Origin of the sequence: Clostridium saccharobutylicum DSM 13864, assembly GCF_000473995.1 — a bacterium.
GTDB classification, from domain to species: domain Bacteria; phylum Bacillota; class Clostridia; order Clostridiales; family Clostridiaceae; genus Clostridium; species Clostridium saccharobutylicum.
Window position 1 is genome coordinate 1,517,158 of record NC_022571.1, and the last position, 19,797, is coordinate 1,536,954.

19 protein-coding genes and 1 riboswitch are annotated in these 19,797 nt (G+C 28.9%); all 19 genes read left to right on the forward strand.

The features are described from left to right. Positions 1-6: 6 nt before the first annotated feature. The 19 genes from sigE to CLSA_RS06645 all read left to right on the forward strand — a co-directional run bounded on the left by sigE (position 7) and on the right by CLSA_RS06645 (position 19,795). On the forward strand, positions 7-714 hold the full coding sequence (gene sigE / locus CLSA_RS06555) for an RNA polymerase sporulation sigma factor SigE (RefSeq protein WP_022744627.1): 708 nt from the start codon (positions 7-9) through the stop codon (positions 712-714). 82 nt (positions 715-796) lie between these two features. Next, on the forward strand, positions 797-1,570 hold the full coding sequence (gene sigG / locus CLSA_RS06560) for an RNA polymerase sporulation sigma factor SigG (RefSeq protein WP_022744628.1): 774 nt from the start codon (positions 797-799) through the stop codon (positions 1,568-1,570). 126 nt (positions 1,571-1,696) lie between these two features. After that, entirely contained in the window at positions 1,697-1,960 is a 264-nt protein-coding gene (locus tag CLSA_RS06565) for a YlmC/YmxH family sporulation protein (RefSeq protein WP_022744629.1), read from the forward strand. Between the two features lie 72 nt (positions 1,961-2,032). Beyond that, positions 2,033-2,482, forward strand: coding sequence for a transcriptional regulator NrdR (nrdR, locus tag CLSA_RS06570; RefSeq protein WP_022744630.1), 450 nt, complete (start codon positions 2,033-2,035; stop codon positions 2,480-2,482). A gap of 265 nt (positions 2,483-2,747) precedes the next feature. Next, the gene (gene pgeF, locus CLSA_RS06575) at positions 2,748-3,488 is read left to right on the forward strand and encodes a peptidoglycan editing factor PgeF (protein WP_022744631.1); all 741 of its coding nucleotides are present in this window, start codon (positions 2,748-2,750) and stop codon (positions 3,486-3,488) included. Between the two features lie 12 nt (positions 3,489-3,500). Then, positions 3,501-4,202, forward strand: a complete 702-nt coding sequence (locus CLSA_RS06580; protein WP_022744632.1) for a response regulator transcription factor — start codon at positions 3,501-3,503, stop codon at positions 4,200-4,202. Positions 4,203-4,204: 2 nt separating this feature from the next. Next, entirely contained in the window at positions 4,205-5,902 is a 1,698-nt protein-coding gene (locus CLSA_RS06585; protein WP_041716143.1) for a sensor histidine kinase, read from the forward strand. Between the two features lie 372 nt (positions 5,903-6,274). Then, on the forward strand, positions 6,275-7,186 hold the full coding sequence (locus CLSA_RS06590; RefSeq protein ID WP_022744634.1) for a phosphate ABC transporter substrate-binding protein: 912 nt from the start codon (positions 6,275-6,277) through the stop codon (positions 7,184-7,186). 23 nt (positions 7,187-7,209) lie between these two features. Then, a complete protein-coding gene (gene pstC / locus CLSA_RS06595; protein WP_022744635.1) occupies positions 7,210-8,103 on the forward strand; it encodes a phosphate ABC transporter permease subunit PstC in 894 nt (297 codons plus the stop codon). Next, positions 8,103-8,987 carry a phosphate ABC transporter permease PstA gene (pstA, locus tag CLSA_RS06600; RefSeq protein WP_022744636.1) on the forward strand — a complete coding sequence of 295 codons (885 nt, stop codon included), beginning with the start codon at positions 8,103-8,105 and terminating at the stop codon, positions 8,985-8,987. The genes pstC and pstA overlap by 1 nt, the downstream gene beginning before the upstream one ends. Before the next feature lie 9 nt (positions 8,988-8,996). Further along, a complete protein-coding gene (gene pstB, locus CLSA_RS06605; protein ID WP_022744637.1) occupies positions 8,997-9,746 on the forward strand; it encodes a phosphate ABC transporter ATP-binding protein PstB in 750 nt (249 codons plus the stop codon). A gap of 15 nt (positions 9,747-9,761) precedes the next feature. Beyond that, positions 9,762-10,424, forward strand: coding sequence for a phosphate signaling complex protein PhoU (phoU, locus tag CLSA_RS06610; RefSeq protein WP_022744638.1), 663 nt, complete (start codon positions 9,762-9,764; stop codon positions 10,422-10,424). A 292-nt stretch (positions 10,425-10,716) separates the two neighbouring features. Further along, positions 10,717-12,054: a DUF512 domain-containing protein gene (locus CLSA_RS06615; RefSeq protein WP_022744639.1), complete on the forward strand. Its 1,338-nt coding sequence runs from the start codon at positions 10,717-10,719 to the stop codon at positions 12,052-12,054. After that, the gene (gene der / locus CLSA_RS06620) at positions 12,054-13,370 is read left to right on the forward strand and encodes a ribosome biogenesis GTPase Der (protein ID WP_022744640.1); all 1,317 of its coding nucleotides are present in this window, start codon (positions 12,054-12,056) and stop codon (positions 13,368-13,370) included. Before CLSA_RS06615 ends, der begins: the two co-directional genes overlap by 1 nt. Positions 13,371-13,372: 2 nt before the next feature. After that, on the forward strand, positions 13,373-14,365 hold the full coding sequence (locus CLSA_RS06625; protein ID WP_022744641.1) for an NAD(P)H-dependent glycerol-3-phosphate dehydrogenase: 993 nt from the start codon (positions 13,373-13,375) through the stop codon (positions 14,363-14,365). Between the two features lie 147 nt (positions 14,366-14,512). Beyond that, complete coding sequence (gene spoIVA, locus CLSA_RS06630; RefSeq protein WP_022744642.1) at positions 14,513-15,991, forward strand: stage IV sporulation protein A; 1,479 nt, start codon at positions 14,513-14,515, stop codon at positions 15,989-15,991. 349 nt (positions 15,992-16,340) lie between these two features. Further along, the gene (locus CLSA_RS06635; protein ID WP_022744643.1) at positions 16,341-16,766 is read left to right on the forward strand and encodes a PBECR3 domain-containing polyvalent protein; all 426 of its coding nucleotides are present in this window, start codon (positions 16,341-16,343) and stop codon (positions 16,764-16,766) included. A 355-nt stretch (positions 16,767-17,121) separates the two neighbouring features. Beyond that, positions 17,122-17,221, forward strand: a riboswitch (purine riboswitch). Between the two features lie 70 nt (positions 17,222-17,291). Next, on the forward strand, positions 17,292-18,665 hold the full coding sequence (locus CLSA_RS06640) for an NCS2 family permease (RefSeq protein WP_022744644.1): 1,374 nt from the start codon (positions 17,292-17,294) through the stop codon (positions 18,663-18,665). A gap of 248 nt (positions 18,666-18,913) precedes the next feature. Further along, a complete protein-coding gene (locus CLSA_RS06645; protein ID WP_022744645.1) occupies positions 18,914-19,795 on the forward strand; it encodes a YicC/YloC family endoribonuclease in 882 nt (293 codons plus the stop codon). The last annotated feature ends 2 nt before the right edge of the window (positions 19,796-19,797 follow it).

Here is a 19,797-nt window from a genome sequence, read left to right on the forward strand (position 1 = left end):
ATATTTATGGAAAAACTGATTCTATTTTTCAATAGGTTACTATGTAAATTTAAAATATTTAGAAGAAAGCTATATTATGTTGGAGGAAATGATGCGCTACCACCACCATTATCAAAAGATGAGGAAGAAGAATTAGTAAACAAATTAAATAATGGAGATGAAACAATTAGAAGTATACTGATAGAAAGAAATTTAAGATTAGTAGTGTATATAGCTAGAAAATTTGAAAATACGGGAGTATATGTAGAAGATCTTATATCAGTTGGTACTATAGGTTTAATTAAAGCCGTAAATACATTTAACCCAGAAAAGAAAATTAAGCTTGCAACCTATGCATCCAGATGTATAGAAAATGAAATATTGATGTATTTAAGAAGAAACAGTAAAATAAAAGCTGAAATTTCATTTTATGAACCTTTAAATATTGATTGGGATGGAAATGAGTTACTATTATCAGATATATTGGGTACTGAAAATGATACAGTATATAATTTGATAGAAGATGAAGTTGATAAACAGTTATTGCTCATGGCATTAAAAAGTTTGAATGAGAGAGAAAAAGAAATAGTTAGACTTCGATTTGGATTAAATGGAACGAGAGAGAAAACCCAAAAAGAGGTAGCAGACATGCTTGGAATATCGCAATCTTATATATCTAGATTGGAGAAAAAAATAATTAAAAGACTAAAAAAAGAAATAAGTAGAATGATTTAGGTTGTCTTTAAGTATAAAAGTATTGCCTATCGGAAATAATGTTTAATGCAATGGATTATTACTTTCGAAGGGGTTGATACTTGTGATAATTAACAAAGTAGAAATATGTGGCGTTAATACTTCAAAACTTCCTATACTTAAAGAAAAAGAAAAAAAACAACTTCTTCTACAAATGAAGTCAGGAGATAAAAGCGCAAGAGAAACTTTTATAAAGGGGAATTTAAGATTAGTACTTAGTGTTATTCAACGTTTTAATAATAGAGGAGAAAATATTGATGATTTATTTCAAGTTGGTTGTATTGGGTTGATGAAATCTATAGATAATTTTGATTTATCACAAAATGTTAAATTTTCAACTTATGCAGTTCCAATGATAATTGGAGAGATTAGAAGATATTTAAGAGATAATAATTCTATTAGAGTAAGCAGATCGCTTAGAGATATTGCTTATAAAGCTTTGATAATGAGAGAAAAATTTATAAAGGATAATAATAAAGAACCCACTGTTTCGCAAATTGCACACGAACTCGAATTACCAAGGGAAGATGTAGTATTTGCATTAGATGCAATACAAGATCCAGTATCATTATATGAGCCAATCTACCATGATGGAGGCGATGCAATATATGTTATGGATCAGATTAGTGATTCAAAGGATACAGATGAAAGTTGGCTTGAAAACATTTCAATAAAAGAGGCAATGAAAAAACTTACAGATAGAGAAAAATTAATTTTAAATTTAAGATTCTTTAGTGGAAGAACTCAAATGGAAGTTGCAGATGAAATAGGTATATCACAAGCACAAGTTTCAAGATTAGAAAAAACTGCTTTAAAGCATATGAGAAAACATGTATAAAAATAATATGAGTAAAAGAACTGGTATTTTAAAATATCAGTTTTTTTATTTACGGAATATAGCTGGTAATTAAATTTTGTTTGTAATCATATAATAATGTTAGTTAGTATTATGGGAGGGATAAATATGGAACTTGAATTGCATTCACTTAACGCTATGAGAAACATGGAAGTAATAGATATTTTGACAGGCTCTAAAATTGGTTTTATAAAAGATTTTAAAATAGATTGTGACAAAAATAAAATACTATCATTAATTTTACCGGGAGAAATAAAATCTTGGTTCGGAAAAGAAGAGGAAAAGGAAATTTTGTGGGAGGACATAATTAAGATTGGAACAGATGTTATCTTGGTGAAAACAAAAGATGAAGGGAATGAGAACAATATATAGCCAGATTTTAAAAATATATGTATAATGTTATTAGATTATATGATATACGAAAGCAAAGAGGTGATCAATAGAATGAAATGTCCATTTTGTGGGTTTGAAGAAAGCAAAGTTGTTGATTCTAGATCAACAGATGATAATACTACAATTAGAAGAAGACGAGAATGCTTAAAATGCTCTAAACGATATACTACTTATGAAAAAATAGAGGATTTTCCTATTTTGGTAATTAAAAAAGATTTGACTAGAGAAAATTTTAATAAGGAAAAAATAATTAATGGATTAATTATTGCGTGCCAAAAAAGGCCTGTATCAAGAAAACAGATTGAAGATATGGCATATGATATTGAGAAAACAATATCAAATAGTATGCTTACAGAAATTCCATCAAAGGATATAGGCGAAATGGTTATGATTAGATTAAAGGAAGTAGACGAAATATCTTATGTAAGATTTGCATCAGTGTATAGACAATTTAAAGATATAAATACTTTCCTGGAAGAGATAAAAAATCTTATAACATAGTATAAAAGGATATTGAAAATTCTAATTCAATATCCTTTTAAATTTAAACTTTAGAGTATGTATTTATATTTATGTCTAAAAAATGTTAGATATAAGTTAAACTTTGGTTAAGAAAAGTGCTAAATCGTCAAGAGAATGTTAATATTAATATAGCAGGATAAATTTACTTGAAGTATTAAGTTCATATTTATTTAGATTAAAAATTGTATTATTTTATTATAAAAATATTAATAATACTTTTATAATAAATTTGGGAGGATATATAATGAAAAAATTAAAATTAGAATCATTAGATAGACAAAAAGATTTCACTGTGATAGATTGTAATAATTTTGAAGTTGTATTTACAAATGCTGAAATGAATAGGAGTTTTAATAGAAATACAGAAGAAGGGATAAATGAAATAAACTCTTTACAAAAAGAATTTAATGTAGATGATGTGATATATCTTAAACAAATTCATAGTGATAAGGTATTGGAGTATAAATCAAATATAGATAATATTAAAAATGAGGAAGGGGATGCAATAATAACAAATGAAAAGAACGTTATTATTGGAGTATTTACTGCTGATTGTGTACCAGTTATATTATTCGATCAAGCAAATGGTGCAGCTGCCGCAATTCATAGTGGTTGGAGAGGAACTTTTGAATCAATTACATTTAAAACCATTGAAAAAATGAAAGAAAGATTTAATACTGATGGGAAAGATATTATTGCATATATAGGACCACACATAAGAAAATGTTGTTATGAAGTATCTGAGGAATTGAAAGAAAAATTTATCCAAAAGAAAAATAACATAGAAGAAAATAATATGTTTAATGGTAGGAATCTTAATTTGGAAATTTGCATAATATCTGATTTAAAAAGAGCAGGTGTAGAAGAACATAATATAAATAGTATAGATTTATGTACGTATTGTAGTGATGATATAAAGTTACATTCATATAGAAAATCAGAAGGAGCATATGGAAGAATGTTTTCTTTTATTATTTTACGCTAAGGGGGAAGCAATGTGGCTAATGAGAAAATACTAATAGTTGATGATGAGGAACACATAGTTGAGTTATTAAAATTTAATTTGCTTAATGCTGGATATGAAGTGATTACAGCTAATAATGGAATAGATGCATTAAAAATGGCAAAAAGTGAAAATCCAAGTTTGCTTTTGTTAGATTTAATGTTGCCAGGAATAGATGGATTTGAAGTATGTAAAGAAATTAAAAGAGATAAGAATATGCAGAAAACCTCTATAATCATGTTAACAGCAAAGGGTGAAGAACTGGATAAAATATTAGGATTAGAACTTGGGGCAGATGATTATATCACAAAACCATTTTCGGTTAGAGAGTTGCTTGCGAGAGCTAAAGCAGTACTTAGAAGAACTAATACGTTTGATATAGAAGATGAGGAAGTTTACGATTCTCAAAATCTTAAAATAAATTTTGAGCGTCATGAAGTTTATGTTGATGGGAAAAAAATTGATTTAACTTTAAAAGAATTTGAACTTTTACAAATATTAGTAAAAAATAAAGGGAAAATTCTTAAAAGAGAAGTGTTATTGGATAAAATCTGGGGATATGAGTATATAGGGGAAACAAGAACTGTAGACGTTCATATTAGATACCTTAGAAAGAAAATTGAGCAAGATGACAAAAATCCCAAGTTTATTGAAACTATAAGAGGAGTAGGGTATAGGTTTAATCCTATGGATTAGTTATGAAAAATAAGATATTAGGTTTAATTATGATAACAGTTCTGTTTGTAATATTAATTTTGACATCATCATTTATTATAGAAATAAATATGCAGCAAATAAAAAATACAAAAGAGGAACTTAGAAATGTTAATAATTTAATTTCTCAATTTGGTGATAATATTGAAACTAAAATTGATGAAATGCCAAATATAAAGATTAATGATATGGGTATAAGATTAACTCTTATAGATAATGATGGAAATGTGTTGTATGATAATGAAGAAAAAAGTACTGAAAATCATAAAGATAGGTCAGAAATTAAAGAAGCTATGGAAAACGGTGAGGGTTATGCAACAAGATATAGTGATACTATAAAAGTTAAGCTTATGTATTATGCTACTAGATTAGATAATAATCTAATTATTAGGAGTGCAGTGCCTATAAAAACAATAACAGTTTTGCAAAAAGAGAACATTAAATCTTATTTATTAATTTTATTTATAGTTGTTCTATTTTCGATATTCCTATCATTAAGGCTGGTCAGGAGAATAATAGAGCCAGTCAAAGAACTAGAAAGTGTAACTTTTAAAATGGCTAATGGAGATTATAAAATAAGAGCGAATGTAAAAACAAATGATGAACTTGGCAGTTTGGGAAGTAGTTTCAATAATATGGCTGAGCAATTGCAAATAAAAATTTACGAGGTTATAGAAAAGCAAAATAAAATAGAATCTATATTAAACAGCATGGATAGTGGAGTTGTTGCAGTAGACAATAATAATAATGTTATATCAATTAATCCATGTGCAGAGTTAATTCTTGGAATAAAAAAGAATATTATAGGACAATGTTTATCTGATTATATAACAGATTATGATATAAGTAGTTTCATTGCTGAGGAAGATGAGAATGATAAGGAAATAAAAATACTTCATCCTATAGAAAGAGATTTGAAAATTAAAAAATCTGAAATGATCAATGGAAGAGAAAATATAGGAAAGGTTATAACATTTCAAGATATTACAGATATGAAAAGGGTTGAGCTTATGAGAAGCCAATTCGTGGCAAATGTATCTCATGAATTGAAAACGCCTTTGACATCTATTAAGGGATTTGCTGAAACTTTGAGATTTGTAAATGACAATGAAACTAGAGAAAAGTTTTTAGATATAATAGATAAAGAGGCGGAAAGATTAACACGATTAATTAACGATATATTAATATTGTCAAATATTGAAAGTAATTTGGTCGCAGATGTAGAAGAATTTTTACCAGGTGATGTAATTGATGACGTATTAAATATTATGAAAAAAACTGCAGCAAGTAAAGATATAATGCTAGAATTTGAAGATAGTAATAGTGAGCTTATATTAGGAGATAGAGATAAATTTTATCAATTAGGATTAAATATAATTGAAAATGCTATAAAGTATTCAAAAGATAATAAAGGAAAAGTAAAGATATTAAGCTATAGTAGTAGTGATGGATATTATCATTTAAATGTAACTGACAATGGAATAGGAATACCAAAAGAAGATGTGCCAAGAATATTTGAGCGCTTTTATAGAGTTGATAAATCAAGGAAAAAAGGTGGAACAGGTCTTGGATTGGCAATTGTGAAGCATATAGTGAAAACATTTAATGGTGATATTTGTGTTGAAAGTGAACTACGGGAAGGAACAACTTTTAAAGTGAAAATTCCATATATATATAGTTAGAACAAAATTTGAAATATAACAATTAAATAATTATTATTTTATTAAGTCCAAGTAAATATTTACTTGGACTTAATATTTTATTATTTGCTTTATTGTTAAAAGAAAGACAACTGCTAAGAGGATGGCTTTGGCTAGTTTTAGTTAATCTTAATTTTGGATAAGAGATCTTATTATAATTACAGTGTAGCCACTTAAAGATTTATCAATCTTAGAAGTTTAATTTTAATAAATGTTAAATTTTATTAACATACTTACAATATAATTTAACATTTATCTAATAAATTATTAACTGAAAGAGTATATTATAAAATCATAAGGAAAAAATAAAAAAGTAACCAACATAATAACGAATTTATTGATGGAGGAATTAAAATGAAAAAAAGAACTTTAAAGTTTATGGTTAGTGCTTTGGTATTAACAATGATAGGTGGAGCTATGGTTGGATGTGGCAACTCATCAAATCAAGCACAAAATAATCAATCGCAAACAAGTGATAAAACAGATGTAAGTGGATCAATAACAATTAGTGGTTCATCCGCATTGCTGCCATTAATGGAACAAACTGTTGAAAAGTTTAATGATAAAAATCCTAATGTAGAAGTAAGTGCACAAGCAGGGGGATCTGGAACAGGTCTTACGCAAGTTCTTGATGGTACAGTAAACATAGGTAATTCCGATATATTTGCTGAAGAAAAACTTGATGCAGATAAAGCTAAGGAATTGGTTGATCATAAAGTAGTAGCACAAGGATTTGGAGTTGCAGTAAGCAAATCACTTGGTATTGATAATTTAACTTCAGCTCAAATTCAAGACATATTCTCAGGAAAGGTTACTAACTGGAAACAAGTTGGAGGTCCTGATAAAGAAATATTATTAATACACAGAACAGCTGGATCTGGAACAAGAGCAACTTTTGAAAAAACAATACTTGGTGGCAATAAAGAATTAGAAAAGGATTCTCTTGGAGTAACTCAAGATTCAAATGGTGCAGTATTAAGTGCTATGAAGCAAAATGATGGTGCAATAAGTTATTTAGGATTAGCATATATGCAAACTAAAGAGGCTCAAGATGCTTTAAAATTAGTAAAAATTGATGGTGTATCTTCTGACAAGGCAAATATTACTGATGGTTCATATAAATTCTGGTCATGGGGACATATGTATACTAAAGGAGAAGCAACAGGAGCAACTAAGAGTTTCATTGACTTTGTAACAAGCAGTGATAATAGTGATAGTATAAATAATTTGGGATTTATTTCAGGAAGTGAAATGAAAGTAAAATAATTCAATTAAAGGATGAGTAGAGGATGGAAAAAAGAAGTTTAAAGGAAAGGCTTAAAAATGAGTATTTAGGTCAAGGCTTTGCAGCACTATGTGGGATATTAATAATATTGATAACAATAGCAATAATAGTATTTATTGCTTCAAAAGGAATAAGAATTTTTGTAAATGATGGATATAGTGTTTCAGAGTTTTTATTTAAAAATAATTGGAATCCGAACAAAGGTGCAGTGCCTTCCTTTGGAGCTCTAGCTTTCATCTTAGGTTCAACCTTGGTATCAATAGGTGCAGTAATTATAAGTGCACCTATTGCCATTGCCTTGGCAATCTTTGTGAATGTTATCTCTAGCAAATTTGGTAAAAAGATAATCAAGCCTTCTTTAGAAATATTAGTTGGAATACCTTCAGTTGTTTATGGATGGGTAGGTATTTCAATATTAGTACCATTTATTAAAGGAAATTTTGGTGGAATGGGATTTTCATTATTGGCAGGAGTTTTAGTACTTGCAATTATGATATTACCAACTATAGCAACATTATCAATAGATGCTATAAAGACAATACCTGAAAGTCATATTGAAGCATCTTATGGATTAGGTGCTACAAGATGGCAAACAATTTCAAGGGTAATAATTCCAGGAGCGAAATCAGGAATACTTACAGGGGTTGTACTTGGAATAGCTAGAGCTTTTGGTGAGGCTTTAGCAGTACAAATGGTGATTGGTAATACGGTAAAAATTCCAGATAGTATTTTTTCATCAATGGCTACATTAACAAGTATTATAACAATGGATATGGCAAATACAGTTGGTGGGACTGCATGGAATGATGCATTATGGACATTAGCATTAATTTTACTTGTAATTTCCTTTATATTTATATTAATAGTAAGAATGATAGAAAGAAGGAGTGAAGTATAGTGGATGCTAAAAAAATAGATAAAATTGCAACAGTTATATTTTATGCAATAAGTGCTTTTATAGTAGCTTTGTTAGGAGCATTTATTATATATATATTATATAAAGGTGGCAGTATGTTAAAACCCTCTTTTTTGTTTGGAAATCCTAAGCTTACAGGAACTGGAGGGGGAATTGCTCCACAATTATTTAATTCTTTTTACATGCTAGTGGTTTCTCTAATAATTACGGTTCCGATTGGAGTTGGAGCTGGTATTTATTTAGCGGAGTATGCTAAGCAAGGTCCTTTACTTAATTTTATAAGAATGTCTCTTGAGACTATGTCTTCATTACCTTCTATAGTAATTGGTATGTTTGGATTATTAGTTTTTGTTAATATGGCTAATTGGGGATATTCGATACTTGCAGGGGCTTTATCTGTAAGCATATTAAATATACCATCTATGACTAGAATTTCTGAAAGTGCTATTATAGCAGCAAGTAAGAGAGTTAAAGAAGCATCCCTTGGACTTGGAGCAACAAAGTGGCAAACTATATCAAAACTAACAGTGCCAACAGCGATGGGAGAAATATTGACAGGTATTATATTGGCAGCAGGAAGAATATTTGGAGAAGCAGCTGCGTTTTTATATACTGCAGGATTAAGTTCAAAGAATTTAAATTTTAATGAAATAAGTCTAAGTGGAAGCAGATCGGCATTTTCCCTTTTTAGACCTGCTGAAACTTTAGCAGTGCATATATGGAAGCTAAATTCAGAAGGTATAGTTCCTGATGCAGCTCAAATAGCAAATGGTACGGCCGCAGTACTTATAATTGCAGTTCTTTTATTCAATATTGGAGCAAGATTACTTGGAAATAAATTAATGAAATCGTATAGTGGCAAATAGGAGGCAATGATGAATATAATAGAAACGAAAGATTTGTGTCTATATTATGGAGACAATCAAGCGCTAAAAAATATAAATATGTCTATAAATAAAAATGAAGTCACAGCACTTATTGGACCTTCAGGCTGTGGGAAATCAACATATCTTAGAACTTTAAATAGAATGAATGATTTGATAGAGATTGTAAAAATAACAGGAGAAGTTCTATTTGAAGGCAAAGATATATATAAAGATTATGATGAGATTCACCTAAGAAAAAGAGTTGGAATGGTATTCCAAAGACCGAATCCTTTTCCAATGTCTATTTATGATAATATTGCTTATGGACCTAGAATACATGGAATTAAAAATAAGAAAATATTAGATGAAATAGTTGAAAAAAGTTTAAAGGGAGCAGCGCTTTGGAATGAAACTAAAGATAGACTAAAATCGAGTGCACTTGGAATGTCTGGTGGTCAACAGCAAAGACTTTGTATTGCAAGAACATTAGCTGTTTCTCCGGAAGTGATTCTTATGGATGAGCCGACATCAGCTTTAGATCCTATATCAACAGGAAAAATGGAAGAACTTATGGAAGAGTTAAAAAAACAATATACAGTAATAATAGTAACTCATAATATGCAACAAGCTGGAAGAATAGCTGATAAAACTGCATTTTTCTTAAGTGGAGAGGTTGTTGAATATGGCAAAACCGAGGATATATTCTATAATCCAAAAGATAAAAGAACAGAAGACTATATTACTGGTAGATTTGGTTAAGAAGGGAGAACAAATATGACAAGGGAATCTCAAGATGCTAGGGTTAAAACTATAAATAGAGAATTAGTAAATATGACAAGTTTAGTGGAAAAACAAATTTACGAGAGTATGATTTGCTTAAAAAACTTTGATTTGGATAAGGCTGAGCAAATTATAAAGGGCGATGATAAGGTTGATGAAATGCAAAAAACAATTGAGGAAGAATGCATTAAATTTATTGCAACTCAGCAACCTGTGGCGACTGATCTAAGAAAAGTATTTACAGCATCAAAGATAGTAACAGATTTAGAGAGAATGGCAGATCATGCAGTTGATATATGCAAAATAACAAGACGAATAAATGGAAATGTAAATGTATTTAAGGATGGAATAGATGAACTGTGGAGAATGGAAAAAAAGGTTAGAGAAATGATAGGTTTATCTATAGATGCTTATATTAAAGATGATGAAAGTATGGCGTATAAAATTTGCGAAAAAGACGATGAGATAGATGAGTTATATAAATCTTTATTTAATGCCGTACTTAATGCAATAACATTAGATGATAGTTTGATTCATAAGGGAACTCAGTTATTATTTGTTATAAAGTATTTGGAAAGGGTAGCAGATCATGTAACTAATATTTGTGAGTGGACTATATTTTCTAAAAATGGAGTGTATACAGATTTAAATGAATAAAAGTTTAATAACGATTATCTTTCAGAGTATAAATAAGCTTACAACATAATTAGATTGTAAAGAAAGTAAATGTATTAATCAAAAGAGTTGTGTTAAGAATTAAAATGTGAAATATAAATTTTATTTATATGTTAATTTAGTAAATAACAATATTTCACAAAAATGATTTTAACGTAGCTCTTTTTTATATTATAAAAAATTATATATAAATTAATAACTATGCATTTATTGACTTAGTTATGCTATTAATGTAATATAACAAGGATAGTATGTTATAATTAGGAGTGAAAAAATGAAAAATATTATAACAAAAGTAATATCTGGAGGAATTGCAGAAGAGGTTGGAATAGAACCAAATGATATATTATTATCTATTAACAATAATGAAATAGATGATATTATAGATTATAAATTTTTATCCGCAGATGAAGAAATTATATTGGAAATAGAGAAATCCAGTGGAGAAGTATGGGAAATTGAAGTTGAAAAAGAATACGGTGAAGATTTAGGTATAGAATTTGGCGGCGGAATAATGGATAAAGCTAAAAGATGCAGTAATAATTGTATATTTTGTTTTATAGATCAGTTACCTGAAGGTATGCGAGAAACACTATATTTTAAAGATGATGATTCAAGATTATCTTTTTTACAAGGTAACTTTGTAACATTAACTAATATGAAGGACGAAGATATTGATAGAATAATTAAATATCATATAAGTCCTATAAATGTATCTGTACATACTACTAATTCAGAACTTCGAGTTCAAATGTTAAATAATAAATTTGCAGGAAATGTTTTTGAAAGAATGAAAAGATTATCAGATGCAGGAATTGTTATGAATGCACAAATAGTTTCTGTGCCAGGAATAAATAATGGTAATGAGTTAAAGAAAACAATTAAGGATTTATATACTCTATATCCACAAATTTCAGATGTAGCAGTAGTTCCTATAGGTATAACAAAGTTTAGACAAGGACTTAAACATGTAAATACATATACTAAGGAAGAATCAATTGAGGAAATTAAAAGAGTAAAAGAGCTTCAAGATACATATATGAAAGAAATTGGAGAACCATTTGTTAGATTATCTGATGAATTTTATATTGTTGCAGGTGAAGAAATTCCTAAGCAAGAATTCTATGATGATTATCATCAGATTGAAGATGGAATAGGAATGGTTAGATGCTTTAGAGATGAAATTGATAATAGTTTGGAAGATTTAGATATCAATATGAGTGGAAGTTTTTCTGTTGTTACAGGAACATTAGCTTATGAAGAGATAGTTGAAGCTAGTAAAAAAATTAAAAATAAAAATCCTAAGATAAAGTTAGATGTTTACCCAATAATAAATAATTATTTTGGAGATACAATTACTATAGCTGGACTTTTAACAGGGACAGATATAATAGATCAGATGAAGGGCATAATAAATAGTAAATATTTAATAATGTCAAATAATATGTTTAGAAAAGGATATGAATTAGCAGATTCGAGTGAACAGATTATGTTAGATGATATGAAAATTAAAGATATTGAAACTGCTTTAGATGTGAAGGTTATAGTAGTGGATTATACAGGTGAAGATCTAATTCAAAAACTTAACGAATATAAAGAGGAGGAAATTTAATGGCTAAACCAATAGTTGCTATGGTTGGAAGACCTAATGTTGGAAAATCAACATTATTTAATAGATTGGCAGGAAAAAGAATTTCAATAGTACAAGATACACCAGGAGTTACAAGAGACAGGGTGTATGCAGAAGCTGAATGGCTTAATCATACATTTACTATGATAGATACAGGTGGTATTGAGCCAGAAAGAGATGATATCATAGTGCAACAAATGCGAAGACAAGCAAATATAGCAATAGAAACTGCGGATGTAATAGTATTTATTGTTGATGGTAAAGAAGGATTGACAGCAGCAGATCATGAAGTAGCTACAATGCTTAGAAAAAGCAAGAAACCCGTAGTTCTAGTTGTAAATAAGGTTGATTCCTTAAAAGAAGAAGATAATGCATGGGAATTCTATAATTTAGGTATAGGAGACCCAATAACTATATCAGCTTCACAAGGTTTAGGTCTTGGAGATATGCTTGATAGAGTAGTAGAAAACTTTGATCAATCTATATATGACGAAGAAGAGGATGAATACATAAGAATAGCTATGATTGGTAAACCAAACGTAGGAAAATCATCTTTGATTAATAAGTTACTTGGTGAAGAAAGAGTTATAGTTTCTGATGTGCCAGGGACTACAAGAGATGCAATAGATAGTTATTTAGAAACAGAAGAAGGAAAATTCATCTTAATAGATACTGCTGGTCTTAGAAGAAAGAGTAAAGTAAAAGAGGAAATCGAAAGATATAGTGTTGTAAGAACATATGCTGCTATTGAAAGAGCAGATGTTTGTATATTGATGATCGATGCTCAAGAAGGTATAACTGAACAGGATGAGAAGATAATAGGTTATGCTCATGAAATGAGAAAAGCTATTATGGTTATTGTTAATAAATGGGATCTTATAGAAAAAGATGACAAAACATTAGATAAATTTAAAAAGGAATTACAAGGAAATTTAAAGTTCTTAAGTTATGCTGAATATTTATTTATTTCAGCTTTAACAGGACAAAGAACAAATAGAGTTTTACAATTGGCTAAATATTGCTATGACAATTATAACAAGAGAATTTCAACAGGAATTTTAAATGATGTCATAAGCAAGGCTGTTCTAATGAAAGAACCACCTATTGTAGCTTTAAAGAGAATGAAGATTTATTATGCTACTCAGGTTGCAACAAGACCACCAAAGTTTGTATTCTTTGTAAATGATGTTAATGCAAGACATTTTTCATATGAAAGATATTTGGAAAATCAATTAAGAGATAGTTTTGATTTTAAGGGTACAGGAATTCAAATTGAATATAGAGCGAGAAAGGAATAATTATGAGTAAAATTACTTTTCTAGGAGGCGGAAGTTTTGGAACTTCCTTAGCTGTTCTACTTGCGGAGAAAAATAATATTATTAACATATACAACAGAGATAAAAATGTTGTTGATGAAATAAATAGTAAAAGAACAAATGAAAAGTATATGAAAAACTTAATAATTCCAGAAAGTGTAACAGCTTTTAACGATATTGATAAAGCAATTGAAGGTGCTGATTATATAATATTATCAGTACCTTCACATGTTATTAGAAACATGTGTGAAAAAATAAAAGGAAAGATACCTGAAAATGTACCGATAATATCAATTGCTAAAGGAATTGAAGAAGGAAGCAATAAAAGATTATCAGTTGTAATAGAAGAAGAACTTAAAAATCCAGTAGTTGTTTTATCAGGTCCAAGTCATGCAGAAGAGGTTGCGCTTAAGCTTCCGACTACTCTTGTTAGTACTTCTGAAAATATGGAATATGCAGCAGATATACAGGATTTGTTTATGACTTCATATTTAAGAATATATACTAATGATGACATAATTGGTGTGGAAATTGGTGGAGCTGTAAAGAATATAATAGCATTAGCAGCGGGTATTATAGATGGACTTGGATATGGAGATAACACCAAAGCAGCTCTTATTACACGAGGCATGAAAGAAATTAGCAGAGTAGGAATGGCACTTGATGGTAGAGCTGAAACATTCTATGGATTAACTGGAATGGGAGATCTGATAGTAACATGCACATCTAAGCATTCGAGAAATAGAAAAGCTGGACTATTAATAGGCGAAGGAATGTCTGTTGATGAAGCTATAAATGAAGTTGGAATGGTAGTTGAAGGTGTAAAGGCATGTAGAGCTTTTTATGAATTAAAAGAAAAAAAAGATATATTAATGCCTATAACAGATGGATTATACAAAGTTCTATTTGAAGGTAGAAATCCAAAAGAAGTTATCGATGAACTTATGAATAGAGACAAGAAAAATGAAGTATTCTAAACTTTAATGTTGGTCTTAAAATAAATTTTATCTAAAATATTAGTAAGATAAAATTATTTTAAGACCTTTTTCTTTTTTATAAACTGTATATTTTAAGATATTCATGAATATATATATATTGGTAAAAAGAATATAGGAGGGAATCACGTGGATAATTTTAACATATACAAAGATATAGCAGATAGAACCCAGGGAGACATATATGTAGGAGTTGTAGGACCAGTTAGAACAGGAAAATCTACATTTATTAAGAAGTTTATGGATTTAATGGTAATACCAAAGATTGATAATACCTATAAAAAGGAGAGGGCAAAGGATGAACTTCCACAAAGTGGATCAGGGAAAAGCATTCATACAACAGAGCCTAAGTTTGTACCTAATGAAGCTGTTGAGATAAATTTAGGTGATGAAATTAAATTTAAAGTAAGAATGGTTGATTGTGTAGGATATATTGTCAAAGGAGCATTAGGGTACTTAGAAGGTGAAGAAAGTAAAATGGTTCATACCCCTTGGTATGACTATGAAATACCATTTGAAGATGCGGCTGAAATTGGGACAAGAAAAGTTATAAATGATCATTCAACAATAGGACTTGTAATAACAACTGATGGTAGTATAACAGGAATAGATAGGGAAGATTATGTAGAAGCAGAAGAAAGAGTTATTTCTGAACTTCAATCTTTAAATAAGCCATTTATAGTTGTACTTAATACCAATAAACCTAATTCACAGGAAACTAAAGTATTGAAGAAGGAATTGGAGAAAAAATACAATGTTTCAGTACAAATTATGGATGTTTACAATATGAATGAAGAAGATATTGAAGAACTATTTAAACATGTACTTAAAGAATTTCCTATAAAGGAAATAAATATAGATATGCCAGAATGGGTAGAAAAATTGGATGGAAGTCATTGGTTAAAGAAAGACTTTTTCAACATAATTATGGATATGAGCCACGACATTTCAAAAGTTAGAGATATTAAATATTGCTTGGACAGTTGTGAAGATGAAGAATTTATGGGGACAGCTGCAATAAAACAAGTTGATTTGGGTAATGGAGTGGCACAAGTACTTATGAAACCTAAGGATGGAATATTCTATAAGATTCTTAGTGAAATTTGTAATTTAGAGGTTAATTCAGAAAGTGATTTATTATCGATAATAAAAGATTTAACTTATGCTAAGAGTGAATATGATAAGGTGAAGGGTGCTTTAGAAGATGTAAGAGAGACTGGATATGGGTTGGTTGCCCCTCAACTTTCAGAAATGAAATTTGAGGAACCAGAAATAGTTAAGCAAGGTAGTAAATATGGAGTGAAGTTAAAAGCAAGTGCTCCAAGTCTACATTTTATCAAATGCGATATAAAGACAGAAATAAGCCCAATAATGGGATCTGAAAAAGAATCAGAAGAACTTGTTAAAGGACTATTAGAACAATTTGAAACAGATCCAGCTCTTCTTTGGCAAAGTAATATGTTTGGAAAGTCACTCGAGCTGTTAGTAAAGGAAGGACTTCAAAATAAATTATATAAAATGCCGGAAGATGTTCAAGTTAAAATTCAAAAGACTCTCCAAAAGATTATTAATGAAGGTAATGGAGGATTGATTTGCATAATTCTTTAAAAGATTAATTTAAAAAGCATGTGGTTTAGAATTCCTGAAATTATTATTATATAATGCACAATAAGTATCCTGCAATTAATAATTGGAGATAGAATGTTTATGAATTTTAGTAAATAAGTGAATGCGTAAATATTTATATATGGTGTTTATATTATAAACATGCATTTAATGACATTCAAATTATATTATAAGAGTAATAAAATTAGCTTTAAAGTTATAATTGTAAGTTGCAAGTTGTGCATTTTATATATGTTTCTAAAGTTAAAGAATATGATTTTTTACATAGTTTAAGTAGAAAGATATTAATGATTTATATATAATAAAAAAAAGGATATAAATGAGGGGTATTATGAGAAGAGAGTATAAGGCTTATAAGAAAGTTGGTAAAATAAAAATCTCTATAAGTGAGCTCTTAGAGCCGGATTTTTCAAGAACCGTTTATGCCTCTCCAGGAGTGATAAATCATATAAAAAAAAGACATGGCAGGCAACTCACAAAAAAAATAAAAGATAATATAATAGATACGATAGAAAAAATAATTAAGGCGCCTGAATATGTTGGATTAGACTACAAAAGAGGAAATGGAGGTTCTCTTGAACTAGTAAAAAAAATAGATAATGTTATTTTGCTGTTAGGATTGGAAATAGATTTAGAGGATAAGTATATTTATGTTGCTACCATGTATCCTATCACAATTTCAAAAATGAATGCAAGAATATATAAAAATAGATTAGTAGAAATTAATTGCATCGAAATGAAAGAAAGTATATTATAAAAATGAATTGAATGATGATTTTTTGAGGTGAGAAAAGGCTCCTCACGCGCTATATAACTTAGTAATCAGAGATGCAGGATACGCCGACCTGCCAAAAATAATTTATGATATTGCTACTCCTGGATTAAATTCTGGGAGTTTTTTATTTACTTTAAAAAAGTATTAGAATAAAATCTATATAATAATAATTTTTTTATCAAGTAGTATTTAAAATAAAATCTGAGCAATATTTTAGTAAAAATACGAAAATATAAAAAAATCCTAATTATATAATGATTATTAATCGTAACATTCGTAATTGGCACATAAAATAACTAGAATTAAGTTGACAACATTCGACGTGAAATATATAATAATATTCGTAAAAAGGACAACTCATATAATTGTGATAATATGGTTCGCAAGTTTCTACAAGATACCTTAAATATCTCGCTATGAGTACGACGATTAACAAAGTATGTCAGTTCGGGTTAGTATATAATTCGTATTGACTATTTTTGTTTAAACTATTTTGGAGGTAATAAAATGCAAAAAGAAAAAAAAGCGAGACGATTATTAGAAATTTTATCTAATAAGAATGTTGATTTCAAAAAAGAAATCATAGCAGGTATTACAACTTTTTTAACAATGTCGTACATAATAGCTGTAAATCCTAATATATTAGGACAAACGGGAATGGATAAGGGAGCACTTGTAACAGCAACGTGTTTATCAGCAGCTTTCACTACAATTCTTATGGGAATATTCGCCAACTTACCATTTGCATTGGCTTCAGGTATGGGGCTTAATGCATATTTCGCATATTCAGTTGTTTTAGGTAAAGGAATTTCATGGGAAATAGCTTTAACAGCAGTATTTGTAGAAGGTATTATATTTATTTTAATGTCATTATGTAAAATACGTGAATGGGTAGTAAATGCTATTCCATTAAATATGAAATATGCAGTAACAGCAGGAATTGGACTGTTTATTGCATTTATAGGGTTTACAGGAAGTGGATTAGTTGTGAAAAGTGATTCGACTTATTTAGCATTAGGACACTTTGCACTTCCAACAGTATTAATCACTTGTATTGGAATAGTGATAATTGCAGTATTTGATAAAAAAAGAGTAAAAGGATCCATGTTAATTGGTATTGTAGTTAGTACACTACTTGCCTGGGGATATGCAATGATTAACCCAACGGTTGCAGCAGAACTTGGAATTTATTTACCAAATGGAATATTTAAATTTGAAAGTATTTTTCCTGTTGCCGGCAAAGTGAATTTTTCATATTTACTTAATCCAAGTGACATAATGGTTTTTGCAACTGCAGTATTTACATTTTTATTTGTAGATTTTTTTGATAGCGTGGGAACGTTGGTTGGAGTTAGTTCAAGAGCAGGGCTTTTAGATAAGGATGGAAATGTACCAAATGCAGGTAGGGCGTTATTAACAGATGCAGTTGGAACTACTGTAGGAGCCTGTCTTGGAGTTTCTGCTATAACAGTTTATGTTGAAAGTTCTACAGGCGTTGAAGAAGGCGGCAAAACAGGTTGGACTGCAATTGTGGTAGGTGTATTATTTTTGATAGCGATGTTTTTTTCACCAATTTTTATATCTATTCCATCATGCGCAACTGCACCAGCTTTAATTTATGTTGGATATTTAATGCTTGGATCAGTTAAAAATATCGATTTTAATGAAATAACAGAAGGGCTCCCAGCGTTTTTTACAATTGCTTTAATGCCACTTACATATAGTATTGGTGATGGATTAACTATTGGGGTATTAGCTTATGTGTTTATAAATGTAGTTTATAATATATTTTTTGTAAAGAAAAAAGAAGATAAGAAAAAAGTATCTATAGTAATGATAATACTAGCGATAATATTCTTGTTAAAATTATTTTTTCTATAATGAATGAATTGATTTATGAAAAAACATATATAATATAATTTTTGAAAAGTATATTATTTGAATAATACATAGATTTATAAAGAAGTTGCTTTTAAATTAATGAAAGCAGCTTTTTTGTTTAAAAATAATTAATAAAATATAAATGTTAACAAAGTGTGAACAAAATATTGACATGAATAGATAAATTAATTATGCTTTATTTATCGACTTGTTGATCAAAAGGTTAGTTAAAGGAGGTGTATAGTAATATGATAAAAAGCATGACTAGTTTTGGAAGAGCACAAAGTGAAGAAGGAAAAGATATGTGTTTTTCAATAGAAATGAAAAGTGTGAATCATAGATATTTAGATATCAATATTAGAATGCCTAAAATGATGTTTGCACTAGAAGAAAAAATAAGAAATATAATTAGTAAAAGATTGAATAGAGGGAAAGTAGATGTTTTTATTAATTATAAGAATTATGCAAATAATGCTGGAAAAGTACTTTTAAATATGGAACTTGCAAAAAGTTATTATGATTGCTTAAAACAAATTCAAGAGCAATTAAATACAATTGATGATGTATCTACATGTAAAATAGCTAGATTTCCAGATGTAATCACATTGGCAGAACAAGAAGAAAATTTAGAAGATATCTTTAGTGAAATAGTACCATTAGTTGAATCATCGCTTGATCTTATGGAGGAAATGAGAATTAGGGAAGGTGAAAAACTAAAGGAAGATATTTTATTAAAGCTAGATATTATAAAAAATAATGTTGAAGAAATTGAAAAAGTATCGGATAATATTCCTAAGAATTATAAGAAAAAACTTGAAGAACGATTAGGAGAATTATTGTCGGGAGTAGATATAGATGAGAGTAGAATTGCTCTTGAAGTTGCAATACTTTCAGACAAAGCTGCTGTAGATGAAGAGATTACTAGACTTAAAAGTCATTTGAATCAAATGCAAAGTACTTTAGAGTTAAATGAACCTATAGGAAGAAAGTTAGATTTTATAATTCAAGAAATGAATAGGGAAGCTAATACAATAGCATCTAAATCAGCAGATATAGACATGACAAACAAGGTAATTGAAATAAAAAATATAATAGAAAAAATAAGAGAACAAGTTCAAAATATTGAATAATT